Below are 24,328 nucleotides of genomic sequence, written 5' to 3'. Positions count from 1 at the left end.
ATTCACGGGCGTTCATTCTAACCCTGATCAGGGCCCTCGGCCAGTCCTCTTGCCCGCGTGCCCGGAGCTGGGTAGAGTGCACGGCCCCATGGAACCGATGGTCACGGCCGAAATCAGCGCGGACGCGATCCGGCGGAACATCCTTGCGATACGCCGACGGTTGCGCTCCGCCGCGGTGCTCTGCCCGGCCGTCAAGGCTGACGCCTATGGGCACGGGCTTGCCGGAGTACTGCCCGTCCTGCTCGAGGCCAGAATCGACCGCCTCGCGGTCGCCCACCTGGGGGAGGCTCTGGAGGCCCGCAGGCTCGGCTGGGACCGACCGCTGCTCTGCCTGGCTCCCGTGCTGGCGGGATGTGACGAATCCGAGAGCCGCGAGCGTGCCGAGGCGGCCGTCGAGGCAGGCATTTCGCTGACGGTCATGTCGCTCTCAGAGGCCCAGATCCTCAAGGCAGCGGCCGATAGGCTCACGGTCACGGCCTTGGTGGAGGTCAAGGTAGACACGGGCATGGGCCGGATGGGGCTGACTCCGGACCAGGCGGAGCAGCTTGTCCGGGACATTGCCGGGCTGGGGTTACTGGCGATTGAAGGCGTCTACACCCACTTCGCCTCCGCTGACGAACCCAGCCTCGACTCCAGCCGGGAGCAGCTTGATCGGTTCATCGTCCTGCGTGACCGGCTCCGCCGCACCGACCTGCCCATCCGGCATTTTCACGCCGCCAACTCCGCGGCCATCTTCCGCTTTCCCGGATCCCATCTCGACCGGGTGCGACCGGGACTGGCTGTTTACGGGTACTGGGGTGGTCCGGCCGGCGAGCGGCCGGTGGATCTCACGCCTGCGATGCGGGTGGTCAGCCGGCTCGTGGCCGTCCGGCGGATTCCCAGTGGTTGTACCGTAGGCTACGGCCGCACCTTCCGGACGAGGCGGGACAGTGTGATCGGTATCGTCCCCATCGGGTATGCAGATGGATACCGACGATCCCTCGGCAACGACGCGGTCATGCTGCTCGAAGCGGTTCGCGGTCTGCCCCGCCGCGCGGTTGCGGTTGTCGGACGGATCAGCATGGATCAGACCACGGTGGACCTGACCGACGCCGGTGAAGTGCGGGTCGGGGATCGCATCATTGTCATCGACAGCGATCCGTCCGCACCCAACAGCGTCGAGGCGCTGGCCCGCAAGCTGCACACGATTCCGTACGAAATCACCTGCCTCGTTGGCTCGCGCGTGCGTCGCGTCCTGAGTCAGGGCTGTGCGTAACCCGAATCTCACAGGCCCCGAACATCTCGAGATTCTCTTCCCGTTGCGTGGTTGTCCAATCCTGCGATAATCTCTGGGGATATCTCGGCGTCGAAGGAGGAACCGATGGCACTGAAGGCTGGTCAAGTTCACGAGATGGACTGCGTGGCGGGTCTGGCGGAACTGGGGGAGGGCTGTGTCGACCTGGCGTTTGCGGATCCGCCGTTCAACATCGGCTACGACTATGATGTGTACGACGACAGCAAGGAGTCGCACTCCTACCTGGACTGGTCCCGGCAGTGGATGGCCGGTGTGGTCCGAGCTCTCAAGCCGACGGGCACCTTCTGGCTGGCGATCGGGGACGAGTACGCAGCCGAGCTCAAGCTGATTGCCCAGCGGGAGCTCGGGCTCACCTGCCGAAGCTGGGTCGTCTGGTACTACACATTCGGCGTGAACTGCAAGGCGAAGTTCAGCCGCAGCCATGCCCATCTGCTCTACTTCATCAAGAATGCCAAGTGTTTCACCTTCAACGATGCGACGATCCGCGTGCCGTCCGCCCGGCAACTGGTGTACGCCGACACCCGGGCCAATCCCAAGGGCCGGTTGCCCGACGACACGTGGATCCTTCGTCCACAGGATCTGCCCGAAGGGTTCAAGGCAAACGAGGATACCTGGTATTTCCCGCGCGTCTGCGGGACTTTCAAGGAGCGTCAAGGCTGGCACGGCTGCCAGATGCCCGAACAACTTCTCGGCCGGATCATCAAGGCCTGTTCCAACGAGGGCGATCTGGTCCTGGACCCCTTCGGCGGGAGCGGAACGACGCTCGCCGTGGCGAAGAAGCTGGCCCGCGGCTTTGTTGGCTTTGAGTTGTCCAAGGAGTACGCAGAACGAATCAGAGCCCGGCTCCGGACGGTCAAAACCGGCGACCCGCTCGATGGGGCTGCCGACCCGCTGACCAGCGTCCCAAGCACGCCGACAAGGCCGAACCAGGGTGGAAAACGCCGCCGCGAAGCCAGATCGACGCCGCCCCAAACGCCCAGCCTGTTCGGGGACGCAGACGAGGGATCCCGGCATTGCGTGGGACAGTGAGGCAGCTTGGTGCCCACCCGTCTCTCTGAGCTGGGACGCGGCGTTTGGCTACCGAGGCGAGCTCTCGGCCCCGACGGGAGCAGGGTGCGAGCTCATCTGGAGGCGCCGATCGCATTGGGCGAAGCCATGGGGCGGCGTTGGCACCGCCTTTGTTCGGACCGGGGAGCTGGCTCGGTGCGGTGCCGGGTGCGAATCACGAACGTGGAATCTCGAGTCTGACATTCAGGGACTTGTTCGGACCGACCAGGAAGTTGGTCACCCGGCAGTTCACGGGTTCCGGGTCGCCGGTCGCAGGCGCGGGGAACACCACCAGCGAGGTCGCTCTGGCGGGCAGCACGATGAGGCGTGGCTTGTCCTTGTGATCGCACTCCAGCCTGATGTCGATCTCACAGCGGTTCTTGACCTCAACCCACAAGGAGTCTGTGGTCCGCTTGCGGACCGGACTGATTTCAACCGACGCGGCGAAGAGCGGAGCCAGCTCCTGCTCGCGTCCGAAGAGCTGGTTCTTCCACCAAGCCGCGGTCTGCCCGGCGAACATGGCCTCGCGCAGCCCGTCCAGGGTCCGCTCGCGCGCGAACACCAGGGTCAGGGTGCGGTGGTTCTCGGGCGTCATGATCTCGTTGCGGAACGGCTCATGTTCGTCCGAGCATCCCAGGACAGCCAGGTTCCTTTCGACGGCCCAGGGGAAGGCCTCGGGATAGAATTCATCTCCGTTGCAGATCTCGATCGCGTGCAGCTGCTTTCTCTCGAACAACCGGGTCTGGGCCTCGCCCCACTTGCCGCGTTCGAGTCCCTGCCAGCCTGGGTGGTTCCAGGTGATGAACGCCTGCTGCTGGGCGGCGCGGTCGAAGACCTCGTAGAAATCCTTAGTATCCAGAAGCGCGTTGTCTTTCAGAAAGATCGCGTTGAAATGCCCCGGGGGGGTGTCCCGGGTAATCTCGACTCCTCTGACCAGGAGGATGTTCATGAGTTTGGCCGTGTCCTCGACCAGTTCATAGGGGCGGTTGAACTTGATGTTGATGTCCGCCTTATGGGGCAGATACTCGATATGATCGGTGATGGCGATCGCATCCAGGCCTTGTTTCCAGGCCTCCTTGACCCGGACGGTCGGCCAGACCAAGCCGTCCGAGAAAACGGTATGCATATGGAGATCGCACTTCAGCGTGCGGGCGTTCGGCAGGTCCGGGAACTGGATCTCCCGACGCACGTCAGCAGCGGACGCGAGCCCGGCACTGGCAGCGACCGCAGCCAGCAATAAAATCATCGAGAATCGCATGTTGTCTCCTGTGATTAAGGGTCGGTTCGCCTCCCCGGCGTATCCCAGATCATAGATTAGACTCACCTGGCGGTCGCGTCAAACCGATGGATCCGAAGGGTGTTTACTCTGAAATCACGGGTAGGTTCCGCGTCGTTGTCGAAAGAAGCTCATGCGTAGTGTTGCGGCGAAGTTCATGTTGCCCCTGGTTGTCCTGGGTCTGGCCTTTGCCGGGTTTCTGCTTTATCGGTCGTACATGACCAGCCACCAGCATCTGACCGAGGTCACCGAGCGGCAAGCGGACCTGGTCATGGAGTACAACCTGGCGGTCCGCGCATACGTGGCCGAGGAGATCCGCCCGCTGGTGACCTCGCTGGTCGGGCAGGACGATTTCATCCCCAAGGCGATGTCCACCTCGTACGTTTCACGGCGGGTGTTTGAGAAGGTCCGTGAGAAGTACCCAGAGCTGATCATCAAGTTTTCCTCCGACAATCCTCGAAATCCGATCAACATGGCGAGTCCGGACGAGCTGCGGATGATCAAGTACTTCAACGCTCATCCGGACATCGATCGGGTGGAGTCGACCATCAAGGTCGGCGGGCACGAGTATCTGGCCCATTTCACCGCAAGGCGGATGGAGGAATCCTGCCTCCGCTGCCACGGGGAGCCGCAGAACGCGCCGAAATCGCTCATTGAGCAATATGGTGCCACGGCCGGCTTTCATCGACCTCTGGGCAGCATTATTGCCCTGGACACCGTGGCCATTCCCATGCGGGACATCCAAGCGACCCTGAACCGGCACACGATTCGTCAATCGGCGACCATGCTGGGCGGTTTGCTGCTTCTGCTGGCGGCAATCGCGGCCGTCTTCCGGCTGGTGGTCTCCCAGCGCCTCCGGCGAATCGCCCATCATTTTCGAAGCGTCGCCTACCAAGCCGACGGCGCTCGCCTTGTTCCCGTGGAGGTCCAGGGGCGCGATGATGTCGCCGATCTGGCCACCAGTTTCAACGCGCTCGTCAACCGCCTGCAGCAGACCTACGATTCCCTCGAGAAGCGTGTCGCCGAGCGCACCAGTGCGCTCAAGCAGAGCAACGACGACCTGGAGCGGGAGATTGCCGAGCGCAGGCGGGCCGAGCTGCAGCTGCGGAACGCCAAGTCCGTTGCGGAGGCCGCCACGCATGCCAAGAGCGAGTTTCTGGCCAACATGAGCCACGAGATTCGCACCCCGATGACGGCGATCCTGGGCTTCGCGGACATTCTCCTGGAAGCCGGAGACTCGGAGGAAGTTCTGAGTACGCGGCTGGAAGCGGCCCGGACGATCAAGATCAACGGCGAGTACCTCCTGGGCATCATCAACGATATCCTCGACCTATCCAAGATCGAAGAAGGTCGAATGACGGTCGAACGGATTCCCTGCTCCCCGCGGACCATCGTGGATGAGGTCGCCTCACTGATGAAGGTGCGAACCGACTCCAAGGGCCTGGAACTCCATATTGAATACGAAGGCACCATCCCGGCGACCATTCGCACCGATCCCACACGACTCCGGCAGATCCTGCTGAACGTGTGCGCCAATGCCATCAAGTTCACGAACACCGGCCAGGTGTGCATCGCCGTGCGGCTCGCCGGCGGCGACTCGCCGGAGATGCAGTTTGACATCATCGACACGGGTATCGGGATGACCGAGGAGCAGCTGCCCAAGCTGTTCCAGCCGTTCTGCCAGGCAGACAGCTCGACCACCCGGAGGTTCGGCGGAACGGGGCTGGGCCTGACCATCAGCAAGAAGCTGGCCATCCTGCTGGAGGGAGACGTCGTCCTCCTGGCAACGAAGCCCGGCGCCGGAACGAGTTTCCGAGTCACGGTGCCCACGGGGTCCCTTGAAGGCGTGGCGCTCACGGAGGACCGGCCGGAGCCAAGCCCCGCCGCGGCCGAGTCCGGAGCCGCCTCGGAGACGACGTCCCACCCGCTGGCGGGCCGGCGCATCCTGCTGGCCGAGGACGGGGCCGACAATCAACGGCTCATCTCGCACATTCTGAAGAAGGCCGGGGCCCGAGTCGCTGCGGTCGAGAATGGGCAATTGGCTGTCGAAGCCGCCTTCCGAACGAGCCCTGACGAAGCAGCGTTTGACGCCATTCTCATGGACATGCAGATGCCGGTGATGGACGGGTATGACGCCACGCGCGAACTGAGAAGCCGGGGCTACACCGGCCCGATCATCGCCCTCACTGCCCACGCGATGTCTTCCGACCGGACCCGATGTATCGAAGCCGGTTGCGATGAGTATGCCACCAAACCCATCGATCGGAAGAAGCTGATCGAGGCGGTCTTCTCATGCATCGCCCGAGGGGACATGAAGCGCCCTCTCATCCAGGCCGGGACACAAGCCCCTTGAGTTCACTTCTTCTCAAAAACCACGCGTTGGGCCTTGCCCTCCTGCCGGGGAAGGTGGCCGGGGGCGAAGACATCTCCCTTGGGTGAGAACCCAAGAGCCTCCTTGAGGTGCTTCTCGACCATGAAACCGGTGACACCCGGGTCGGCCTCGACATGGACGCGAATGTCGCGCACGCCGTCCACCTCCTCGATCACGATCTGGTAGTTCGAGCGGACGCCGGGGATTTCCATGAGGGCCTGCTCGACCTGGCGCGGCCAGAAATTCACGCCCTTGACGATGAGCATGTCGTCCACGCGGCCGGTGATCGGGGCCACACGGACGTGTGTCCGGCCGCAGGCACATCGCTGACGGGAGAGGACGCGTGTCAGGTCGCCGGTGCGGAATCGGATCACCGGCAGGGCTTCTCGAGTCAGCGAGGTCACGACCAGCTCGCCCATCTGGCCGTCGGCCACCGGCTGGTCGGCGCCTCTGGCCAACACCTCGACCACGTAGTGGTCTTCCCAGACGTGCAGGCCGTCGTGCGCCCGGCAGTCCATGCCCAGCGTCCCGACACCTCCGGTCTCCGTCATCCCGTAGATGTCGAACACCTCGATGCCCAGCCCGCTGGCCACTTTTTGCTTCATCGCGTCGGAGAAGCACTCTGCCCCGAAAATGCCCACCTTCCAGGGCGGCAGGGGCAGCTTCTCTTCATCCAGGACCTCCATGATCCGGATGGCATAGGAGACCACCCCGGTCAGCACCTTCGCCCCGAAGTCGTTCGCGAGACGGAGTTGGCGGGCGGTGTTGCCCGCGCCGGTAGGCAGCACGAAGAGGCCCATCGACCGAGCCCCGTGGAAGAAGCCGAAGCCGCCGTTGAAGAGGCCGAATGAGGGTGTAATCTGGACGATGTCGCCCGGGTCGGCGCCGGCCATGCGGTAACAGCGGGCCATGCACTCACCCCACTGGTCGATGTCGATCCGGGTGTAGGGCATGACCACAGGCGTCCCGGTGGATCCGGAGGACATATGCATCTCGACGATGGCCGCCTTGTCTACGCAGCTCATCACCAGCGGGTAACCGGCACGGAAATCCTCCTTACTCATCGTCGGAAGGCGCCCGATGTCGGCCAGGCCGCGGATGTCTGCGGGGGCAACGCCGCGGGCGTCCAGCCGCGCCCGAAACCAGGAGTTTCTGGCGTACACGTGCTCGGTGATAGCCCGCAGGCGACGGTCCTGCAGCGAGCGTATCTCGTCGGCCGACAGAGTCTCGACATGCGGGTTGTGATAGCGATCGCTCATACCCATGCTCTCCCGGCTTCGAAAGCCCGAACGTTCACCTTGCGGTGTTTCTCCGGCAGACACGTGTTGATGGCCTCCATCCACGCGGACGGCGGGAGATCGAGGCCGCTGGACATCGCTCCGAGGATCACGGTGTTCGCGGCCTGGATGTTGCCTGCCTCGAGGGCCATCTTGGGGGCATCGAAGTAGACGAGTCGGCTGAAAAGCCGCCCCAGCCGATCCTTGACGTCCTGGGGGTACTTGGCGCCGCCGGTGGAAACCGTCACTGGAATGATCGACTGGCCGGAGACGACGGCCAATCCGCCGGGGGCCACATAGTGGGCGTAGCGAATCGCCTCGATCTGCTCGAGGGCCCCCAGGACCTGGGCAGTGCCCTCGGCGATGACCGGGCTGTGGACCTCAGGACCGTAGCGGATTTGGGCGACGACCGACCCGCCCCGCTGGGCCATGCCGTGGATTTCGTTGGTCTTGACCTGGTAGCCGACGACCAAGGCAGCCCGGGCGATGATCTCGGCCGCTCGCAGGATGCCCTGCCCTCCCACGCCGGCCAACAGCACATTGGTCACCGATCCAGCACTCATGATGCACTCTCAACCGGCCCGATCACGTCGAATCGGCACACCTGCATGCACACCCCACAGCCGCTGCACAGGAGGTAATTGATCCGCGGCGCCCCACCGCCGCCCTCCATGGCCGGGCAACCGAGCTTCAGGCACAGGCCGCATTCCTTGCATTTGTCGGCGTCCACCGCGTACTTGGCTACGACCGGAGGGCGTTCGTGCAGCAGGCAGGGAGCCCGGGAAATGACCAATGAAGGCTCGTCGGCCTGGATTTCCTCCTTGAGCACTTGCATTGTGGTCTTTAAATCATAGGGATCGATGGTACGGACGCGTTTGATACCGCAGGCCCGGCCGAGGTCCTCGATGGATGCGGCGGCGGTCTTGTCCCCCATCAGGGTCACGCCGGTGCCGGGGTGGTCCTGATGGCCGGTCATGGCGGTCGTGCGGTTGTCGACCACGATGATGGTGGAGGTCCCGCGGTTGTAGGCGATATCGAGCAAGCCGGTGATTCCCGAGTGGAAGAACGTTGAATCGCCGACTATGCCGACCACCTTCTTGGGCTCGCCGGCTTTCTGGAACCCCTGGGCCATGGAGATGCCGCCGCCCATGCACAGGATGGTATCGATCCTGGCCAGGGGCGGGAAGACACCGAGGCTGTAGCAGCCGATGTCGCCGGTCACCACGACGTCGTGCTTGCCCAGGGCGTAGAAGATTGAACGATGGGGGCAGCCGGGACACAGCACCGGCGGGCGGGCGGGCAGATCGGCGGCCTCTGGCACGGGCTGAATTGGCTGGGCGTCGCGTCCCTCGTATCTGGCTCGAGCCAGTTGCACGCGATGCGGCGTCAGTTCACCGATGCCAGGCACGAAGTTGCGGCCGTCGCACGCGATCCCGAGGGCCTTGATGTGCTGCTCCAGGATGTCGTCCAATTCCTCCACCACCAGGACCCGCCCGACACCAGCGGCCAACTCGCGGAGCAAGCGGTCGGGAAACGGATACGACCAGCCCAGTTTGAGCACCGAGGCCTCGGGAAACACGTCGCGCACGTAATGGTAGGCGATGCCGGCGGTCACAATCCCCAGGGAGCGGTCCCGCCATTCGATGCGGTTGGCGAGTGACTGCTCCGCCGCCGCCTGCAGTTTCCGAAGCCGGTCCTCGACGTTGGCCCGCATGACTCGGCCCCAGACGGGGATGGGCACGAAACGTGGTGGGTTCTTCTGAAATCCGACTGACCGCGGGGTCTTGCGTTCGCCGAGGGTGACCAGGCTTCGCGAGTGACTGACCCGGCCCGTGGTCCGCAGGATGGCAGGAACGCTGAACTGCTCGGATGCCTCCAGGGCCAGCCGCACGTAATCGGCCGCCTCCTGCGAGTCGGATGGCTCGAAGATGGGCACCTTGGCAAAACGGGCGTAGTGCCGCGTGTCCTGCTCGTTCTGCGAGGAGTGCATCCCGGGATCATCGGCCACGCAGGCCACGAAGCCGCCCACGACGCCGATGTAGGAGAGGGTCATCAGCGGGTCGGCCGCGACGTTCAAGCCGACGTGTTTCATGGTCACGATGCTCCGAGCACCGGCCAGCGAAGCTCCAGCCGCGACCTCGAAAGCCACCTTTTCGTTCGGCGACCACTCGCAGTAGATGTCCGGTTTGTACTTGACGATGTTCTCGAGGATCTCGGTGGATGGCGTTCCCGGATAGCCCGTGGCCACGGCGACCCCTGCCTGCCACGCCCCCCGGGCGATGGCCTCGTTTCCTGACAGCAGTTCCATCGCTTACCAGTCCCCCGAGCGGTCGGCCTCCCAGGCACAACCCGCGGCCCCAATGACTCCGGCGTCGTTGCCCAGGGTCGCGAAGCAGATTCTCGGCAGATCATCAAGCAGATTCCAGGTCAGCTCGGATGCGTGTCGGCATATCGGGCCGAGCAGGAAGTCGCCGGCGGCGATGAGCCCGCCGGCCAACACCACCCGCTGCGGGTTGGTGACATGCTGCATGTTCACGATGGCCACCGCGAGGTAGTAACACGCCTCGTCCCAGACCTGGGCGGCGAGCGTATCGCCGGCCTTGGCGGCCTCGACGATGTGCTCAGCCATGAGCAGCTCCCCCTTGTCGACGAGGGTTCTGAGGCTGCTGGGGCGTCCTTCCTTGATCATCTCTTCCGCTCGGCGGGCAAGGAAATAGGCCGAAGAGTATGCCTCGACGCAGCCCTTCTGGTTGCACGAGCATCGCCGGCCGCCGGGCTTCACGATCATGTGGCCGAGTTCCGCTCCGTTCTCGAAGTAGCCGCGCAGCATCCGCCCGTCGACGATCACTCCTCCGCCGACGCCGGTACCCAGTGTGTACATGACCAGATCGCGAACGCCCTTGCCCGCGCCCGCCCAGTACTCCCCGAAGGCCGCGGCGTTGGCATCGTTCTCCAGGGTTGTCTTGATACCTGTCTTCTTCACCATGATGTCGCGCAAGGGCGTGTCCTTGAGGCATGGCAGGTTGCCGGGGTTGATGACCAGGCCCTGGCGATGGCTCATCGGTCCGGGTGAGCCGATGCCGATGCCCGCGACCTTCGAACGATCGACGCCGGACCGGGCGATGGCGGCTTCGGCCGCATTGACGATGTTGGCGACCACGGCCGCGTTCCCTCGGTCCACCTCCGTTGCCACACTCATCTTGCAGAGCACCCGGGCGTCGGCGTCAAGAACCCCTGACTTAATATTGGTTCCTCCGAGATCTACACCAACGAAGTACTGGGCCATGTTTCACCTGCCTGGATAAACGAGCCGGCCAAGCGACACACTCGCGACGCTTGGCCGCAGCAAGGGGTATTCGCTCGGTCCTGTCAGAAAAACACGATACCCCGCGAGAAAGGGCTTTGCAAGCGTCGACCCACGGTCAGGAGGTCACCGTGAACTGGGCCGGATCGAGCGTGCGGAGTCTTTGGAGGAACGCCTCGATGCGGGCTTTCTCCGACGGCAGGAGACCTCCCCGGCCGAAGGCCACGCGGTAGTAGGCACCGACCACCGAGGGTGCGTCACTCAGAGACGGGTACCGGCGAGCCAGTTCGGCGGCGAATTCGGCAGGCGTCTGATCGGCGGGTCGCCGCAGTCCAAGCGACCTCAGCCGGCGGCGGAAGCGGCGGTAGAACTCGGCGTCTCCGAGAACGGTGTCCTCCTGGACTCGTGCCTGGTGGCGGGCCCACCCATACCGCCCGGCCCACAGACCCAGGACGCCGAATACATAGCCCAGAAGGACCACCATGACCAGGACCATGATGGCGAAGAACCAGTACAGGAGGCGGTTGTACAAGCCAAGCTCGGCCCGCCACCAGAACAGCTCGCGGACGAAAGCGCCGACGGACTCGATGATGTTCTTGTGATCCCCCACCGGTCGCCGGAGCCAATCCGCGAAGCCCCTGAAGAGCTGCGTTCGGGTGCTGGCATCGTAGGACACGACCAGGTTGGCCCATTCAAACTGGAGATAGTCGCGCCAACTGGCCAGGCCGGCGAGCCAGGGCCGGGCGGCACGATCGGTCTGATTGGCTGCCGGGGTGGGGTCAAACAGAACCCAGTCGCTTTGGGGAATGTAGACTTCGACCCAGGAGTGAGCGTGCTTCTGCCGGATGACGTAGTAGTGTCCCAGCGGGTTGTAGTCTCCTCCCCGGTAGCCGGTGACCACCCGGGCGGGAATGCCCCGGTACTGGCAGAGGAGGGCCATGGCCGCGGCGAAGTACTCGCAGTGCCCGCGTTTGTGGTCGAGGAGGAACGCCGACAGCGGCTCGCGTCGCCCGGCGGGTGGCGGCCGGTCGAGTGTATAGGCGAACTCGGACGAGCCCAGGTATTTGCAGATCTGCTCCGCGTAAGCCCGCCGCCACCTGGGATCATCAAGCGCGACCGGCATCTTCGTGTCGGCGGAGAGCTTGGCGACCAGTTCACGAATTCTGTCCTCGCGAGGGAGGGGCGGATCGGGAAGTTGAACGATGGGCTCGGACCGACCCCGCTTCTTCGCGAGCACGGCGGCAATTTCCTCGGGTACGCCGGCCAGAGAGACGATCTCATAGCGAATTGACGAACGCAACCGCCCGTGGAGCCAGAGGACCTGATCGTCGTTGTTTTTCCGAAGGGACTCGAAGTCATCGGAACGGACCTCGATCGCCGGGTACATGGCCAGCAACACATGAAGGTCCGAGGTCCGCATCCGGAACTCCTGCACGACTCGGGAAGCGTCTTCGATGTCGGCTGGGGAGAGGAGACTCGCCGAGCCGGCGATCAGCGAACAGTGCTGTTCCCGCATCGGGGCGGTTCGATCGCCCGTCTTCCGCCACTCCCAGCCGCCGCGACGGCCGGCGGAAGAACCGGAATACTGGTCGTACACCAAGCCTCGCAGATACGGACCCGGCTCGGGGCACGAGTATTCCTGATGGTTCTCGTCTTTCAGCCGCACGCTGCCGACCTCCTGGTCCGAGGTCTGAATCCGGCTGATCCGGTCCAAGCTGAGCGAGGAGCCCAGACCGGTCACCGAGATGGCCCCCTCGCGGGCGTCGAGGTGGCCGAGCATGCCCACGCCGGCTCGAGGAGAGAGAACGAAGATCGCGGCTCCGATCAGGATCGCGGTCATTGCTCCGGCGAAGGTGAAGTCCATCGCGGGTCGCTTGCCCAGTTCCCTCGCGCCGCCGGGCATAAGAGCGGCCATGAACGGGCTGACACGGCGGTTGTAGTGATCGACGCGGCCAAGCTCCACGGCCAGGTGCAGACTGATCAGGGCCCGCAGACCGACGGTCAGGTACAACACCAGGACCAGGAAGAAAAGGATGTCGCCGCTCACGATTGCAGCAACAACCAGCAAAAGAAAGCAGACAACCAGCGACTGGGCCCGTTCGCGGTCGGTCTGAAACTGCAGCAATTTGACCAGACAGAACGAGATCATAAAGTGCGACAGGGCGACGACCGGGATCTCATCCAGCCAGGCATATTCGACGATCAACCAGCCGAATGCGGCCAAGACGAGGATGCGCCCGACGGGTATCGGCAGGGCCGGCTTCTTTCGCCAGACGTAGGACAGAACCGCGGCGAGGATCGCACCCACGACGACGATCTGGCGAACCAGCGAATCCTCCGCGACCGCCAGGGGGACCGCCACCGCGGAGAGCAGAACCACCTGCGATCGGAACAGCCGGGGATAGCCGTTCATGGGCCCCTCCGTTCCGACGGCGTTTCCGCAGCGATGGGGGGCGCCGGAATGAACACCGAGTCGAACCAAGCCGTCCCCGGGGCCACCATGGAGACCATTTCGGCCCGCCGGCCGAGGAACCGGGCCAATCGTCGATGCTGATCGTTCAACTCGGATACGCAGAGCAGGCAGCGAGCGTGCCATCCTGACGACCACCGGATCCGGGAGACGAGTTCGTCCAGCATTTCCGGACTCCCGGCGCGAAGGATGGTCAACTCGTGCAGCACCCGCTGGCGCTGTAGCCGCCCACTGGCCGGGGGAATGATCACCGGAACCTGGCCTCGTGCAATCAACCCCACCCGATGCCCTCGCTCCAGGGCATCACACGCGGCGGTTGCCGCCGCACTGATGATGAGTTCCACCTCGCGATCATGCTGTTCTGGATGGACCGGGCTTTCCTTGCGTCTCCTCCGCCGGTCCGGCTTGCCTTCGCCCCCGAAATCGGAGTCCGGCCAGGGGTCGAGGAGCAGGATGAGTTGTGTCGGCTGAGCCGGAGGGCTATCGCGAACGACCAGGTCGCCCGCATGGGCGGAGCGCCGCCAGTGAATCAACCGCAGGGGATCACCGTCCCGGTATTCCCTGAGCCCATCCAGTTCCTCCGCGGCAAGGCCCGCTCGCCGCTGCCGTGAGGTCTGGGCATCCGCCCAGCGCTGATCGCGCCACGGGTTGCCCCGCAACGAACCCAACGCCGGATAGACCACGATCTCGGCTTCCGCCGGGAAGACCACCTCGCAGCTGAACAGGCCGAGCGGAAAACTGGACCGGGCTCGCACAGCCTTAAGCGGGTACCGCCCGCGACGTGGACAATGAGCCAGCAACTCAACCCGTTCGTGACCGCCGGCCGGCAGCTCCTGCACGAACCCCCGCGGCAGTTGCAGAACGCTCCCCGCCGCGGTCTCCTCGATCACCAGACCCCAGGCCGCCCCCCACCGTCCGTGATTCCGCACCACATAGCTCACCGGGAGCACACGACCGGCAACTGCCGCCCGGGCAATCACCCGTTCCACCTCGATCCAGCGAACCATGAACAGCGGAACGACCGCTCCGAAGACCACCAGGCCCACACTCAGACTGAACAGCAGGAAAAGCAGATTCGCTTCACTGTTCAAGGCGGCCAGGCCGATCAGGATCACCACGATCAAGGCCAGCAAGCCCGCAAAAGTGATTTTCAGGCTGCGGAGCAGAGCCCACCTTGAGCAAGGAAACCTGGTTGCCTTTGCCGCGGTGACGCGGGCGGAGGCACTCGACGTTGAAGGCTTGCCGGCGACACCCGGCCCGTGGATACCAGAGGCCGGCATTCGGCTGACCCTCTTCCTGCCCACACTGATCGTCGGACTCACGAAACGCCCTCGTGCTACCCCTTCCCCACGCTCGTCCCACACCTCAGGAACGCCAGCCCCCACAAGCCATGTGGCCGCTGACAGATCCAGGCCACATCGTATCTTGTCGGCAACTCCCACAGCTCGTATCCAGTCCCAAACTCCGGTTCGACCCGAAGTCAGAGACAAGCAGCTCTAGAGTCTACTGTAGGGCTTGGTCGAAATGAATGGGGCAAAGAATCGACCGGGCAGATGGCTGGAAGACCTAGAAAGACGGCGTTTCGCCCGAATGGTCCGCGGTGTACAATCCCGTCACTGGTGAGACCTCAATCCTAATCCAAGGAGCAGCATGCCGATGACCGATGTCAAAAGCTACTTTCAGCAGGACCTGCTTGCCAAAGCGATGGGAATCGAGATTCTCGAGGTCGGCCCCGGGACCGCCAGAGTGCGAATGCCGATCCGTGAAGATCACTACAACAGCGTGCGGATGGTCCACGGGGGCGCGATTTTCTCCCTCGCCGATTTGGCGTTCGCGGTGGCTTCGAACTCGCACGGCACCTTGGCCGTCGGCATCACCGCGACCATCTCGTACCTGAAGGCCGCGACGACCGGAACGCTCTACGCCGAGGCGAAGGAGGAGTCCCTCAATCCGAAGCTGGCGACCTACAGTATTCGAGTCACCGACGACGAGAAGGCCATCATTGCCGTATTCCAGGGCACGGTCTACCGCAAGGGCCAACCGCTCCAGATGCCCTGAAGCCTCTCCGCGCCGTCCACGGCTAGTCGATGCGGGCGATCACGGTCTTGGAGTAGTGGGGATCACCCGGGAAATCGACCGGCAGCGAGGGGCGCTCGAGGATGCTGCATTTTCGCGGATGGGCACCTGCGGCGATCGCCTCTTCCAGACGCGAGATGGCCAGCCGACGGTCGTTCGCCGCCAGGAGCAGTATCCCACCAGGATCGAGCAACGTCACGCCGCCCCCGACCAGACGCTCCAGCTCATCCGCCAGTACAAACGTACGATTCGGCCGACGTAGACGCGAGAACGTCGGTGGATCCAAAACAATCAGATCGTAGCGACGTTTCTGCCGCGTCGCTCGTTTGTAGAACTCAAACACATCCGAGCGGAAGAAGCGATGATCCGCCAGGTCGATCCCGTTTGCAGCGAAGTTGGCCTTGCACCACTCCAGATATCGCTTGGACAGGTCTACGCTGTGCACCACGATGGCTCCGCCTGCCGCGGCCGCCACAGAGAACCCCCCCGTGTAGCTGAAGCTGTTGAGCACGCGCCGCCCGGCAGCCAGCTCGCGCACTCGCCGCCGATTCTCCCGGTGCTCCAGGAACAAGCCCACGGCGAAGCCCTCGTACGGCCGGACCACGAACCGCAGGCCGTTCTCCCGTATGGTCACCTGAGGCTCGACCGGATCCCCTAGCCACGGCGTGGGGTCCGTGTGGACCTCAGTGACATCGGGCGCAACATGATCACGATCGCGAAGGAAGGACTTCCTGTAGACCGCGCGAAGCCCCAGATTTCGCCGCAGATTCTCGATCGCCGGCCGAAGCGTGTCCTCCTCCACAGCCAGTCGTCCCTCGTGAAACTGGGCCACGAGGACATCGCCGTAGCGCTCGATCACCAAGCCCGGCAGCCCGTCCGCATCCCCGTGCACGAGGCGCAGCGCATCGGTCCGATGGTCGGCCAGCAGCGACGCCCGCCTGGCAAGTGCCGCTTCGAGAAGCAAGTCCAGCGAATGACTCACGGGAGAAAAAGTATGGCATCGGCCCTGCTCCTACAAGCGTAGCTTGCCTCGTATCCGGCACGAGGGCAGAATGAGTCCCATGCATGCGGTGCACTGGCCGTTCCGATGGCTGGGCGAGTTGGTCTACCCCCGCGCCTGCGCGTTGTGTGGCACGAGCCTGTCACCGGAGGCCCCCTGGGCCTGCCCGCACTGCACGTCCCGATTCATGGATGACCTGAGCAGAGCTTTCTGTCCGCGATGCGGGCGGGTGGCGGAGCCCTACATGGTTAGTCCGGATGGCTGCCGCCACTGTAAGGGACAAAGGGTCGACATTGACGCCCTAGTCCGTGTAGGGACGTACGAAGGCCCCGCCGGCGAGCTTGTTCTTCGCTATAAGTTAAAACGCCATCAAGAGTTAGATGCAATCCTGGGCACGCTGGTGGCGGACGCGATTGCCGGGCAGGTGTGGGCTGGCCAGATCGAGGCTCTGATACCTGTTCCAATCACCCTCTGGGAACGGTGGGGACACGGCTTCTGGCCGGTAGGTCTTCTGGTCCGGGCCGCGGCTCGCAAGCTGAACGTGCCGGTCTGGCGGGCGGCGGTGGTACGTGGCAAGAAGCGCCGCCAAGCGGAGTTGCCTGCCTCAGCCAGAGCCGCGAACGTCCGGGGGATCTTCCGGATCAAGGGACCCGAGCACCTGGCCGGCCGGACAATCTGCGTGGTGGACGACGTGGCAACCACGAATGCCACGATCAACGAGATGGCCAAGGTCCTGAAAAAAGCAGGGGCCCGGGCTGTTTTCGCGGCCGTGGTGGCCAAAACGACGCCGGAGAAGATTTTCTCGAAAAACCGGGCCCAGGGGCCTTGACGCCCCGCCGGGATCATGTAGTATACCGAGTGCCGGTGACCATACGCTTGGGGTCACACCCGTTCCCATTCCGAACACGGTAGTTAAGCCCAAGCGGCCGATGGTAGTCCCTCAGGGCGAGAGTAGGTGATTGCCGGCTTATTTGCGAACTACAGAGCCCGCCGAGCGCAAAGCCGGTGGGCTCTTTTGTTTATGTCTTCGCTGATGTCTTGGGGGGGCTCTGCCAGTCGCCCCGGGATCGTGCAATTGGTTGACCGGAACCGTGCCAACCGATAGGCTACCCACCCGACGAATGTGTCTCTGATGAGGCAACATGCGCAGAATGGCCCGACAAGCCCAGACAGTTTCATCAGCCAGCCCGGCCGCCAAGTCGGTGACTGAGACCATCAGGGAGACGCTCGAGTCGATTGTGGTGGCGTTTATCCTAGCCTTCGTTTTCCGGGCCTTTGTCGTCGAGGCCTTCGTCATCCCGACCGGCTCGATGGCGGTGACGCTCTACGGTGACCAAGCCACAACTACCTGTTCGGCCTGCGGATACGAGTACGCGCGGGGTGTCACGCAGACGGACGTGGCTGAAGCCATCCAGCGCAGGGTGTACAACAACCGCCTTCGTTGCCCCAACTGCGACACGGAGGTCGACCGCATCCCGATGGCTCGTCTTCAGCGTCCGGACAGTGGTGATCGGATCCTGGTCCAGAAGTGGGGGTGGTCGCTGGGGCTGGGCGGAAAGCACTTCGGGCCCAACCGCTGGGATGTCACCGTCTTCAAGGATCCGAAGGACGGAACGACCAACTTTATCAAGCGGCTGGTCGGCCTGCCCGGCGAGGTGCTGGAGATCATCGACGGAGACGTATACACGGTTCCAGTGGCCGAACTCCAGAGCAAGGAGCCTGGCGTGGTGGAGGCCCTGGACGAACTGCGGCGTGAGGTCTACTTCTACGGCATCAAGTCGGGCCCTGCCGCCCCTTTCGAGCAGATTCACAGCCGGTACGCCGAGCTCAACCAGCGCATTCTGCCCCACCTGAGGATCGCAAGGAAGACCGAGTTGGCTCAGGAGCCGCTGTGGTCCAACGTGTACGACCACGACTATCTGCCGGCCGCAACTGACAACACGCGGCCGGTCTCGACGGTTGGATGGCGGCCGGTGGGCGATGCTGCGGCGAAGGTCTGGACTACGTCGGGGCGCGAACTCGTCTGCGAATGCAGCGAAGACACGCTGCAGGCCATCCAGTTCAGCGGGAAAGAGATCAGCGACCTTGTGACCTACAACGACAGTGGGCGCTACGGTCGCGGGCCGCGTGGCGGCACCTTCCTCGTGGGCGATGTGCGTCTGCGTTTCACCTGGTTCCCGATCGCCGGGAACGGGGGGCTTCGTCTGCAGATAAACAAGGACCGTGACGTGTTCATTGCAGACATCGGAGCGGACGGTATTGTGGCCATCGAACAGCAAGGGCCGGGGCTGCCGGGCGGCAAGCGACTGGTGGGGCAGGCCAAGATCAGCAGACCTCTCCGCAGCGGGCGAGCCGTCAAGATCGAGTTTGCGAACGTTGACTACCGTGTCTCGCTCCGCGTCGACGGCAAGGAACTGGTCGCAACGGGTGATGAGTACCAGCCGGACATCGCCCGGGCCGTTCAAGTTAGCCTCCGTAAGGTTGATGACGTGCGGCCGACCACCGTCCAGATAGCTGCCCGCAATCTGCATTCTCGGTTCCGACACGTGGTGGTCGAGCGCGACGTCTACTACCAGAGCACGCCCCAAATCGAACACGACAATGACAAGGGACAAACGAACCCACACGTGGGTTGGCCCGCATGGGGTACGACCGGACACCCCATGTTGTTGCGTCAAGGGCGCGGCGTGAATGGCAGGTACTACTCAGGCGAGTACTTCATGCTTGGGGACAACAGTCCGGCCAGCAAGGATTCGCGGCTGTGGTGGGAAGTCGGCCCGCACCTGAAGCCCCTGGGAGAGGAGTACCAACTGGGAACGGTGCCGGGCGACCAGCTCATTGGCCGGGCCTTTTTCGTGTACTGGCCGGCGGGCTACCGATCCTCGTGGGCGGCCGGTCTGGGTGTGATTCCCAACTTCGGCAGGATGCGGTGGATCCGCTAGGTCAGGACCGACGAGATCGAGTTATCCACAACGAGGGCCGAAGTAACGAACTTGAGTTTACTTATTTCAGTTGTACAGACAGGAAGCGACGTCGGGCTTGTGTGGCACTGTACTTGCCGCCCTAACTGGTTGATAGACAGTGTCTTATTGCCTGCGGTGGCTTCTGCGAACCCTGAGGGGGACGAAGCCAGGATCGGGTGGAAGACGGACCCCGGAAGGCGGATAACCGTCTGAGCCCTCGGAGTTATCAACAGCCTATCCACTGCGAGAGCGGTGGGTGGCTTGTGTAAGGTGAGGCCAGCAATGCCTGCTCCAGCCAAGCTGCTCGATGCCGTCGATCTGGTCAAGCGATATGGCAGCCGTACGGTTGTTGACCGGGTCAGTTTCTGCGTGCACCAAGCAGAGATCGTGGGGCTTCTGGGCCGCAACGGGGCCGGCAAGACCACCAGTTTTCGCATTACCATCGGCATGATCGAGCCGAATGCAGGCAAGGTGATCTTCAACGGTGAGGACATTGCGGACCTGCCGATGTACAAGCGGGCCCAGCGGGGCATTGGCTATCTCTCTCAGGAGCCCAGCGTTTTCCAGCGTCTGACCGTTCGGCAGAACCTGACGGCCATTCTGGAGAGCATGTCGCTGCGTCGCCGGGATCGGCGGGCGCGAGCGGACAAGCTGCTCCAGCAGTTCGGCATGGAGCATCTCCAGCACCAGTACGCTCGTGATCTGTCGGGGGGAGAGCGACGACGGCTGGAGATTGCCCGGGCCCTGGTGACCGAACCTCAGCTGATTCTGCTGGACGAGCCGTTCAGCGGGGTTGACCCCATCGCGGTGGAGGGGTTACAGCGGGAGATTGTCCGCCTGAGGGAAGAGCACAAGATCGCGATCCTGCTTACCGACCACAACGTTCGCGAGACCCTGTCGGTAACGGACCGCAGCTACATCATTCACGAGGGGCAGGTCATGGCCGAGGGCACGCCTCGCGACCTGATCAACGACCCGAAAGTGAGAACCACCTACCTGGGCAGCACCTTCCGCGGCGATGAGTTTGATTGAGCCGGCGATCCCCGATGACAGCGGCCGGTGAGTTTGCGGCGGGTGGTCCCCTACCGCGTACCGGCCTTTTCAAACACGAACGATTCTCCGCGAACGTCCACCTCGACGGAATCGCCGTCGGCGTAGTCTCCGTTGAGAATTCGCCTGGCCAGCGGATTCTCGATCTCGCGTTGAATGAGGCGTTTGAGTGGTCGGGCGCCGAAGACCGGATCATAACCTTCCTTGGCCAGGTGGCTTTTGGCGGCATCGGTGACGCGTACGACGATCCGGCGTTCATGCAATCGCTGCTGGAGACGGGCCAACTGGATATCCACAATTCTGGCCAGATCCTGGTGGCTGAGCCGGTTGAAGATGATTGTCTCGTCCACGCGGTTGAGAAACTCGGGGCGGAAGTGCCGTTTGAGCTCCTCGCGAACCTGAGCCTCGATCTCGAAATCGGGGGCCTTCTCCTCGGCCAGCTGCTGAATGATCTGGCCGCCGATGTTGCTGGTCATCACGATGAGGGTGTTGCGGAAGTCGATGGTTCGGCCGTGGCCGTCGGTGAGCCGGCCGTCGTCGAGGACTTGGAGGAGCACGTTGAACACGTCGTGATGGGCCTTTTCGATTTCGTCGAAAAGCACCACGCAGTAGGGTCGCCGATGGACGGCCTCGGTGAGGACGCCGCCCTCCTCGTAGCCGACGTATCCTGGCGGAGCGCCGATGAGGCGTGCCACGGAGTGCTGCTCCATGAATTCGCTCATGTCGATGCGAACCACCGCCCCCTCGTCGTCGAAGAGGAACTCGGCCAGGGCTTTGCACAACTCGGTTTTTCCGACGCCGGTGGGTCCCAGGAAGATGAACGAGCCGATCGGCCGATTGGGATCGCCCAGTCCGGCCCGGCTGCGCCGCACGGCGTCGCTGACGGCGGCGGTCGCCTCGTCCTGACCGACGACGCGACGGCGGAGGCGTTCTTCCATCTGCAGCAGTTTCTGTCGCTCGCCTTCGAGCATCCGCGAGACAGGAATGCCGGTCCACTTGCTGACCACTTCGGCGATCTGCTCGGCGTTGACCTCCTGGTGAACGAGGGCCCCGCCGTTCTTCTGCAAGTCGGTCAACTCGGCCTCGTGCCTGGCGAGGTTCCTGGCCTCATCGCGAAGCTCGCCGTATTGGATCCTCGCGGCCCGCTCGAGATTCCCGGTCCGCTGGGCATCGGCGAGCTCATTGTGCTTAGCGTCGATTCGCTCCTTGATTGACTTAATCTCGCGGAGAATGCCGACCTCCTTTTCCCATCGCGCGGTGAGGGCCTTATTCTGCTCGCCGAGGTCGGCGAGCTGCTTCTCGACTTGGCCGAGCTGCTTGCGCGAGCCCTCATCTTTCTCCTTGCGCAGGGCCTCGCGTTCAATCTCGAGCTGCATCACCTTGCGGCGAATTTCGTCCAGTTCGGAAGGCATCGAGTCGTTTTCAATTCGCAGGCGAGAAGCCGCCTCGTCCACCAGGTCGATGGCCTTGTCCGGAAGGAACCGGTCGGTGATGTAGCGGTGGGACAGCGTTGCGGCCGCCACGAGGGCCGAGTCCTGGATACGAACCCCGTGGTGAGCGTCGTAACGAGGCTTGAGGCCCCGGAGAATAGCGACGGTGTCCTCGACCGAAGGCTCGGCCACGAGCACGGGCTGAAACCGTCGTTCGAGGGCGGCATCCTTCTCGATGTGCTTGCGGTATTCGTCCAGCGTCGTCGCCCCGATGCAGCGGAGCTCGCCACGGGCCAAGGCGGGCTTGAGCAGATTACCTGCATCCATGGCCCCCTCGGCCTTGCCCGCCCCGACGATGGTATGCATCTCGTCGATGAACAGGATGACCTTGCCGTCGCTTTCGACCACTTCCCGGACGACAGCCTTGAGTCGATCCTCGAACTCACCGCGATACTTGGCTCCGGCGATCAGGGCCCCCAGGTCGAGGGCCACGACCCGCTTGTTCTTGAGCGTGTGAGGCACGTCGCCGTTGACGATCCGCAGGGCCAGGCCTTCGACAATCGCGGTCTTGCCGACCCCTGGCTCGCCGATGAGGACCGGGTTGTTCTTAGTGCGACGAGTGAGCACCTGCATGATTCGCCGGATTTCCTCGTCGCGTCCGATCACCGGGTCGATCTTGCCCTTGCGGGCCAGCTCAACCAAGTCACGGCCATAGCGATCCAACGACTGGTAGGTGTCCTCGGGATTCTGACTGTCCACCCGCTGATTTCCGCGAATATCCTTCATTGCGGCCAGGATTGCGTCGGGCGTCACTCCCCCGATTGACAAAGCCTGCTTGGCGTCTGAACGAATCTCAGCGAGACCGAGCAGCAGATGCTCGGTGGAGATGTACTTGTCCTTGAGGCGGTCGGCGTGCCGCTGGGCGGCCTGCAGCACCTCCTGGAGCTCGCGGGAAGGGACGGTCTGGCCACCCGTGGCCTTGGGGCGACGAGCGAGTTCGCTCGCTGCAATCTGGCGCAATCGATCGACCTTGACGCCGATCTTCTCAAGAATGGGTACCACGACCCCACCGCCCTGTCCGTTCTCCGCCATGAGGGCCTGCAGCAGGTGCAGAGGCTCCAACTGGGCATGCCCTGCGGCGGACGCTCGCTCCTGGGCGTCTTGAAGGGCCTCGGCGGCCTTGACGGTCAATTGCTCCATGCGCATGGCAAGACCTCACCTTCGGAGCCGCCTCGGCGGCCCCAGGCAGGGGAGGAATCAAACCGCGTACCAGAGAAAGGGGCGTTTGGGGGCCGGCAAACGAGTCCTGGAAAAGCATTTCTTGCAGTTCTGCCATTTTGACAGGCGGCACGATGGTGTATCATACCCCCCCGAAGAGCCCGACTGACGCCAAGGGAGGATGACACCGGTGCACGTAGCTCATCGCGTTCTGCTCGGCTTGGCACTCTGCAGCGCGGCGGCCGGCAGCGACTTGGCCGGTACTTCTCGTGAGCCGACCGCGCGGAACTCGTGGGAGACTGCGCCATCTGTTCAGAGTCTGCTGGACGCGGCTGTCGAGTTGATTCGTGAAGGCCGGCCCCGGGCCGCGATGGCCGCCTTGGACCAGGCCGAACGACTCGAACCGCAGAACCCCTGGCTGTGGTTCTACCGGGGGCTGGCCGAGCACAACCTGGGCAACATTCATCCGGCCATGGAGAACTTTGACCGGGCAACGGACCTCCTCGCGGAGTTCGGCAATCCCGATCCCCAATTGACCGAAGCCATTGGCCGCCATCGCCGGGAGGCTCGGCGGCAGGTGCTCCGGCTGGACTACCAGGTTGGCCTGGCGTACGACACCAACGTCAGCTTTCTGGGCAGCACGGGCAGTACCCTTGGCATCACCTCCGGCCGGCCGGACGGCAAGTTCGGCCAGATGGTGGACGTCCACTACGCCCCGGTGACCAGGCGCGACGAACTGCTGACGATCGGCGGCCGGCTCGGCCATGTCTGGAATTTCTCGGTCGAGGAGTTCAACTACCAGGACTACGGAACCAGCATTCGTTACGCCCGCATGCTCGCCGAGCGGTGGGAGCTGAGTCTCCAGTATGACTACGACATCAGTCTACTGGGCAACGAGTCATTTCTGTCCAACCATGCGCTGACCCCTGGCCTGCGTTATCACTGGCAGCCGACAAACAGCCCCGTTTGGCTGAACGAGACCGGCGTCTTCTATCAGCTGAACGGCCAGGAATTCCTTTACCCCACCGAGCCGGAGTATGATCGCGACGGTCTGGTCCACTCCGTCGGCGTCGAACAGAGTGTGAAGTACCATCCCTTGCCCCGGACGCAACGAACCGGCGATCTATCGCTTGGCTACCGCCTGGATGGCGTGGCGACCGAGGGTCGCGAGTTCGACCGTACCGATCACAACTTCTACCTCGGAGCGAACCTGCCGCTGCTGAACCCCCTGTCACCCAATGATTATCTCATCCTGCCGGACAAGGAACTTGTTCTCCGGTTCAACGTGAACTGGCAGCTCGGCGACTATCGCCACTGGAGCCTGCTCGATCGCTACAGCCGCCGGCGTGATGACCAGATTACGACCTATGCCTTCACAGTATCTCAGAAGATCCTCGACCACCCCGATTGGGGCGAACTGACCTTGCATGGCATCATCAACTGGATGGACGCCCGCTCGAACCTGCTCACGAGCGACTGGGCCGAGCCCTACACCTACGACAAGGTGGTGTACGGAGCCCAGCTTCAGTGGACGTGGTAGCGGCGGCGTGAT

17 protein-coding genes and 1 rRNA gene are annotated in these 24,328 nt (G+C 63.6%); 9 read left to right on the top strand and 9 right to left on the bottom strand.

Annotated features, from left to right (window positions below; translation table 11 throughout):
• Positions 1-88: 88 nt before the first annotated feature.
• Positions 89-1,255: an alanine racemase gene (gene alr / locus KA354_15545; protein ID MBP7936056.1), complete on the top strand. Its 1,167-nt coding sequence runs from the start codon at positions 89-91 to the stop codon at positions 1,253-1,255.
• 105 nt (positions 1,256-1,360) lie between these two features.
• Positions 1,361-2,323: a site-specific DNA-methyltransferase gene (locus KA354_15540; protein ID MBP7936055.1), complete on the top strand. Its 963-nt coding sequence runs from the start codon at positions 1,361-1,363 to the stop codon at positions 2,321-2,323.
• Between the two features lie 193 nt (positions 2,324-2,516).
• On the opposite strand, the gene KA354_15535 is transcribed toward KA354_15540, so the two are convergent.
• Positions 2,517-3,599, bottom strand: a complete 1,083-nt coding sequence (locus KA354_15535; GenBank protein ID MBP7936054.1) for a histidinol-phosphatase — start codon at positions 3,597-3,599, stop codon at positions 2,517-2,519.
• Between the two features lie 151 nt (positions 3,600-3,750).
• Between KA354_15535 and KA354_15530 the strand changes: the two genes are divergently transcribed.
• A complete protein-coding gene (locus KA354_15530) occupies positions 3,751-5,970 on the top strand; it encodes a DUF3365 domain-containing protein (protein MBP7936053.1) in 2,220 nt (739 codons plus the stop codon).
• Between the two features lie 2 nt (positions 5,971-5,972).
• Here the strand turns inward: KA354_15530 and KA354_15525 are convergent, their stop codons facing one another.
• From KA354_15525 to KA354_15500, 6 genes are all read right to left on the bottom strand, one after another.
• A complete protein-coding gene (locus tag KA354_15525) occupies positions 5,973-7,247 on the bottom strand; it encodes a phenylacetate--CoA ligase (GenBank protein MBP7936052.1) in 1,275 nt (424 codons plus the stop codon).
• The gene (locus tag KA354_15520; protein MBP7936051.1) at positions 7,244-7,828 is read right to left on the bottom strand and encodes an indolepyruvate oxidoreductase subunit beta; all 585 of its coding nucleotides are present in this window, start codon (positions 7,826-7,828) and stop codon (positions 7,244-7,246) included. The genes KA354_15525 and KA354_15520 overlap by 4 nt, the downstream gene beginning before the upstream one ends.
• The gene (iorA, locus tag KA354_15515) at positions 7,825-9,573 is read right to left on the bottom strand and encodes an indolepyruvate ferredoxin oxidoreductase subunit alpha (protein ID MBP7936050.1); all 1,749 of its coding nucleotides are present in this window, start codon (positions 9,571-9,573) and stop codon (positions 7,825-7,827) included. Before iorA ends, KA354_15520 begins: the two co-directional genes overlap by 4 nt.
• Before the next feature lie 3 nt (positions 9,574-9,576).
• Positions 9,577-10,551 (bottom strand): ROK family protein, encoded by a 975-nt coding sequence (locus KA354_15510; protein ID MBP7936049.1) that lies wholly within the window; start codon positions 10,549-10,551, stop codon positions 9,577-9,579.
• 136 nt (positions 10,552-10,687) lie between these two features.
• Positions 10,688-12,982 (bottom strand): DUF3488 domain-containing protein, encoded by a 2,295-nt coding sequence (locus KA354_15505; protein ID MBP7936048.1) that lies wholly within the window; start codon positions 12,980-12,982, stop codon positions 10,688-10,690.
• Complete coding sequence (locus KA354_15500; protein MBP7936047.1) at positions 12,979-14,319, bottom strand: DUF58 domain-containing protein; 1,341 nt, start codon at positions 14,317-14,319, stop codon at positions 12,979-12,981. Before KA354_15500 ends, KA354_15505 begins: the two co-directional genes overlap by 4 nt.
• A 370-nt stretch (positions 14,320-14,689) precedes the next feature.
• On the opposite strand from KA354_15500, the gene KA354_15495 reads away from it, so the two are divergent.
• Complete coding sequence (locus KA354_15495; GenBank protein ID MBP7936046.1) at positions 14,690-15,097, top strand: hotdog fold thioesterase; 408 nt, start codon at positions 14,690-14,692, stop codon at positions 15,095-15,097.
• A 22-nt stretch (positions 15,098-15,119) separates the two neighbouring features.
• Here the strand turns inward: KA354_15495 and KA354_15490 are convergent, their stop codons facing one another.
• Positions 15,120-16,097: a class I SAM-dependent rRNA methyltransferase gene (locus tag KA354_15490; protein MBP7936045.1), complete on the bottom strand. Its 978-nt coding sequence runs from the start codon at positions 16,095-16,097 to the stop codon at positions 15,120-15,122.
• A gap of 70 nt (positions 16,098-16,167) precedes the next feature.
• Between KA354_15490 and KA354_15485 the strand changes: the two genes are divergently transcribed.
• The 4 genes from KA354_15485 to lptB all read left to right on the top strand — a co-directional run bounded on the left by KA354_15485 (position 16,168) and on the right by lptB (position 20,110).
• On the top strand, positions 16,168-16,944 hold the full coding sequence (locus KA354_15485; protein ID MBP7936044.1) for a ComF family protein: 777 nt from the start codon (positions 16,168-16,170) through the stop codon (positions 16,942-16,944).
• A gap of 31 nt (positions 16,945-16,975) precedes the next feature.
• A 5S ribosomal RNA gene (rrf, locus tag KA354_15480) occupies positions 16,976-17,083 on the top strand.
• Positions 17,084-17,257: 174 nt separating this feature from the next.
• Entirely contained in the window at positions 17,258-19,057 is a 1,800-nt protein-coding gene (locus KA354_15475; protein ID MBP7936043.1) for a hypothetical protein, read from the top strand.
• A gap of 303 nt (positions 19,058-19,360) precedes the next feature.
• Positions 19,361-20,110, top strand: coding sequence for an LPS export ABC transporter ATP-binding protein (lptB, locus tag KA354_15470; GenBank protein ID MBP7936042.1), 750 nt, complete (start codon positions 19,361-19,363; stop codon positions 20,108-20,110).
• A gap of 50 nt (positions 20,111-20,160) precedes the next feature.
• Here lptB and clpB read toward each other — a convergent pair whose 3' ends face one another.
• A complete protein-coding gene (clpB, locus tag KA354_15465) occupies positions 20,161-22,764 on the bottom strand; it encodes an ATP-dependent chaperone ClpB (GenBank protein ID MBP7936041.1) in 2,604 nt (867 codons plus the stop codon).
• Positions 22,765-22,966: 202 nt separating this feature from the next.
• Between clpB and KA354_15460 the strand changes: the two genes are divergently transcribed.
• Positions 22,967-24,316 carry a hypothetical protein gene (locus KA354_15460; protein ID MBP7936040.1) on the top strand — a complete coding sequence of 450 codons (1,350 nt, stop codon included), beginning with the start codon at positions 22,967-22,969 and terminating at the stop codon, positions 24,314-24,316.
• Positions 24,317-24,328 lie beyond the last annotated feature (12 nt).

Source organism: Phycisphaerae bacterium (genome assembly GCA_018003015.1).
Classification (GTDB): Bacteria; Planctomycetota; Phycisphaerae; order UBA1845; family PWPN01; genus JAGNEZ01.
This window is presented reverse-complemented; position numbering and strand designations above follow the sequence as displayed.

Bases quoted from the DNA above. Each gene is read 5' to 3' on its own strand.
- alr (MBP7936056.1), top strand. From the start codon at position 89: ATGGAACCGATGGTCACGGCCGAAATCAGCGCGGACGCGATCCGGCGG.
- KA354_15540 (MBP7936055.1), top strand. From the start codon at position 1,361: ATGGCACTGAAGGCTGGTCAAGTTCACGAGATGGACTGCGTGGCGGGT.
- KA354_15535 (MBP7936054.1), bottom strand. From the start codon at position 3,599: ATGCGATTCTCGATGATTTTATTGCTGGCTGCGGTCGCTGCCAGTGCC.
- KA354_15530 (MBP7936053.1), top strand. From the start codon at position 3,751: ATGCGTAGTGTTGCGGCGAAGTTCATGTTGCCCCTGGTTGTCCTGGGT.
- KA354_15525 (MBP7936052.1), bottom strand. From the start codon at position 7,247: ATGAGCGATCGCTATCACAACCCGCATGTCGAGACTCTGTCGGCCGAC.
- KA354_15520 (MBP7936051.1), bottom strand. From the start codon at position 7,828: ATGAGTGCTGGATCGGTGACCAATGTGCTGTTGGCCGGCGTGGGAGGG.
- iorA (MBP7936050.1), bottom strand. From the start codon at position 9,573: ATGGAACTGCTGTCAGGAAACGAGGCCATCGCCCGGGGGGCGTGGCAG.
- KA354_15510 (MBP7936049.1), bottom strand. From the start codon at position 10,551: ATGGCCCAGTACTTCGTTGGTGTAGATCTCGGAGGAACCAATATTAAG.
- KA354_15505 (MBP7936048.1), bottom strand. From the start codon at position 12,982: ATGAACGGCTATCCCCGGCTGTTCCGATCGCAGGTGGTTCTGCTCTCC.
- KA354_15500 (MBP7936047.1), bottom strand. From the start codon at position 14,319: ATGCCGGCCTCTGGTATCCACGGGCCGGGTGTCGCCGGCAAGCCTTCA.
- KA354_15495 (MBP7936046.1), top strand. From the start codon at position 14,690: ATGCCGATGACCGATGTCAAAAGCTACTTTCAGCAGGACCTGCTTGCC.
- KA354_15485 (MBP7936044.1), top strand. From the start codon at position 16,168: ATGAGTCCCATGCATGCGGTGCACTGGCCGTTCCGATGGCTGGGCGAG.
- KA354_15475 (MBP7936043.1), top strand. From the start codon at position 17,258: ATGCGCAGAATGGCCCGACAAGCCCAGACAGTTTCATCAGCCAGCCCG.
- lptB (MBP7936042.1), top strand. From the start codon at position 19,361: ATGCCTGCTCCAGCCAAGCTGCTCGATGCCGTCGATCTGGTCAAGCGA.
- clpB (MBP7936041.1), bottom strand. From the start codon at position 22,764: ATGCGCATGGAGCAATTGACCGTCAAGGCCGCCGAGGCCCTTCAAGAC.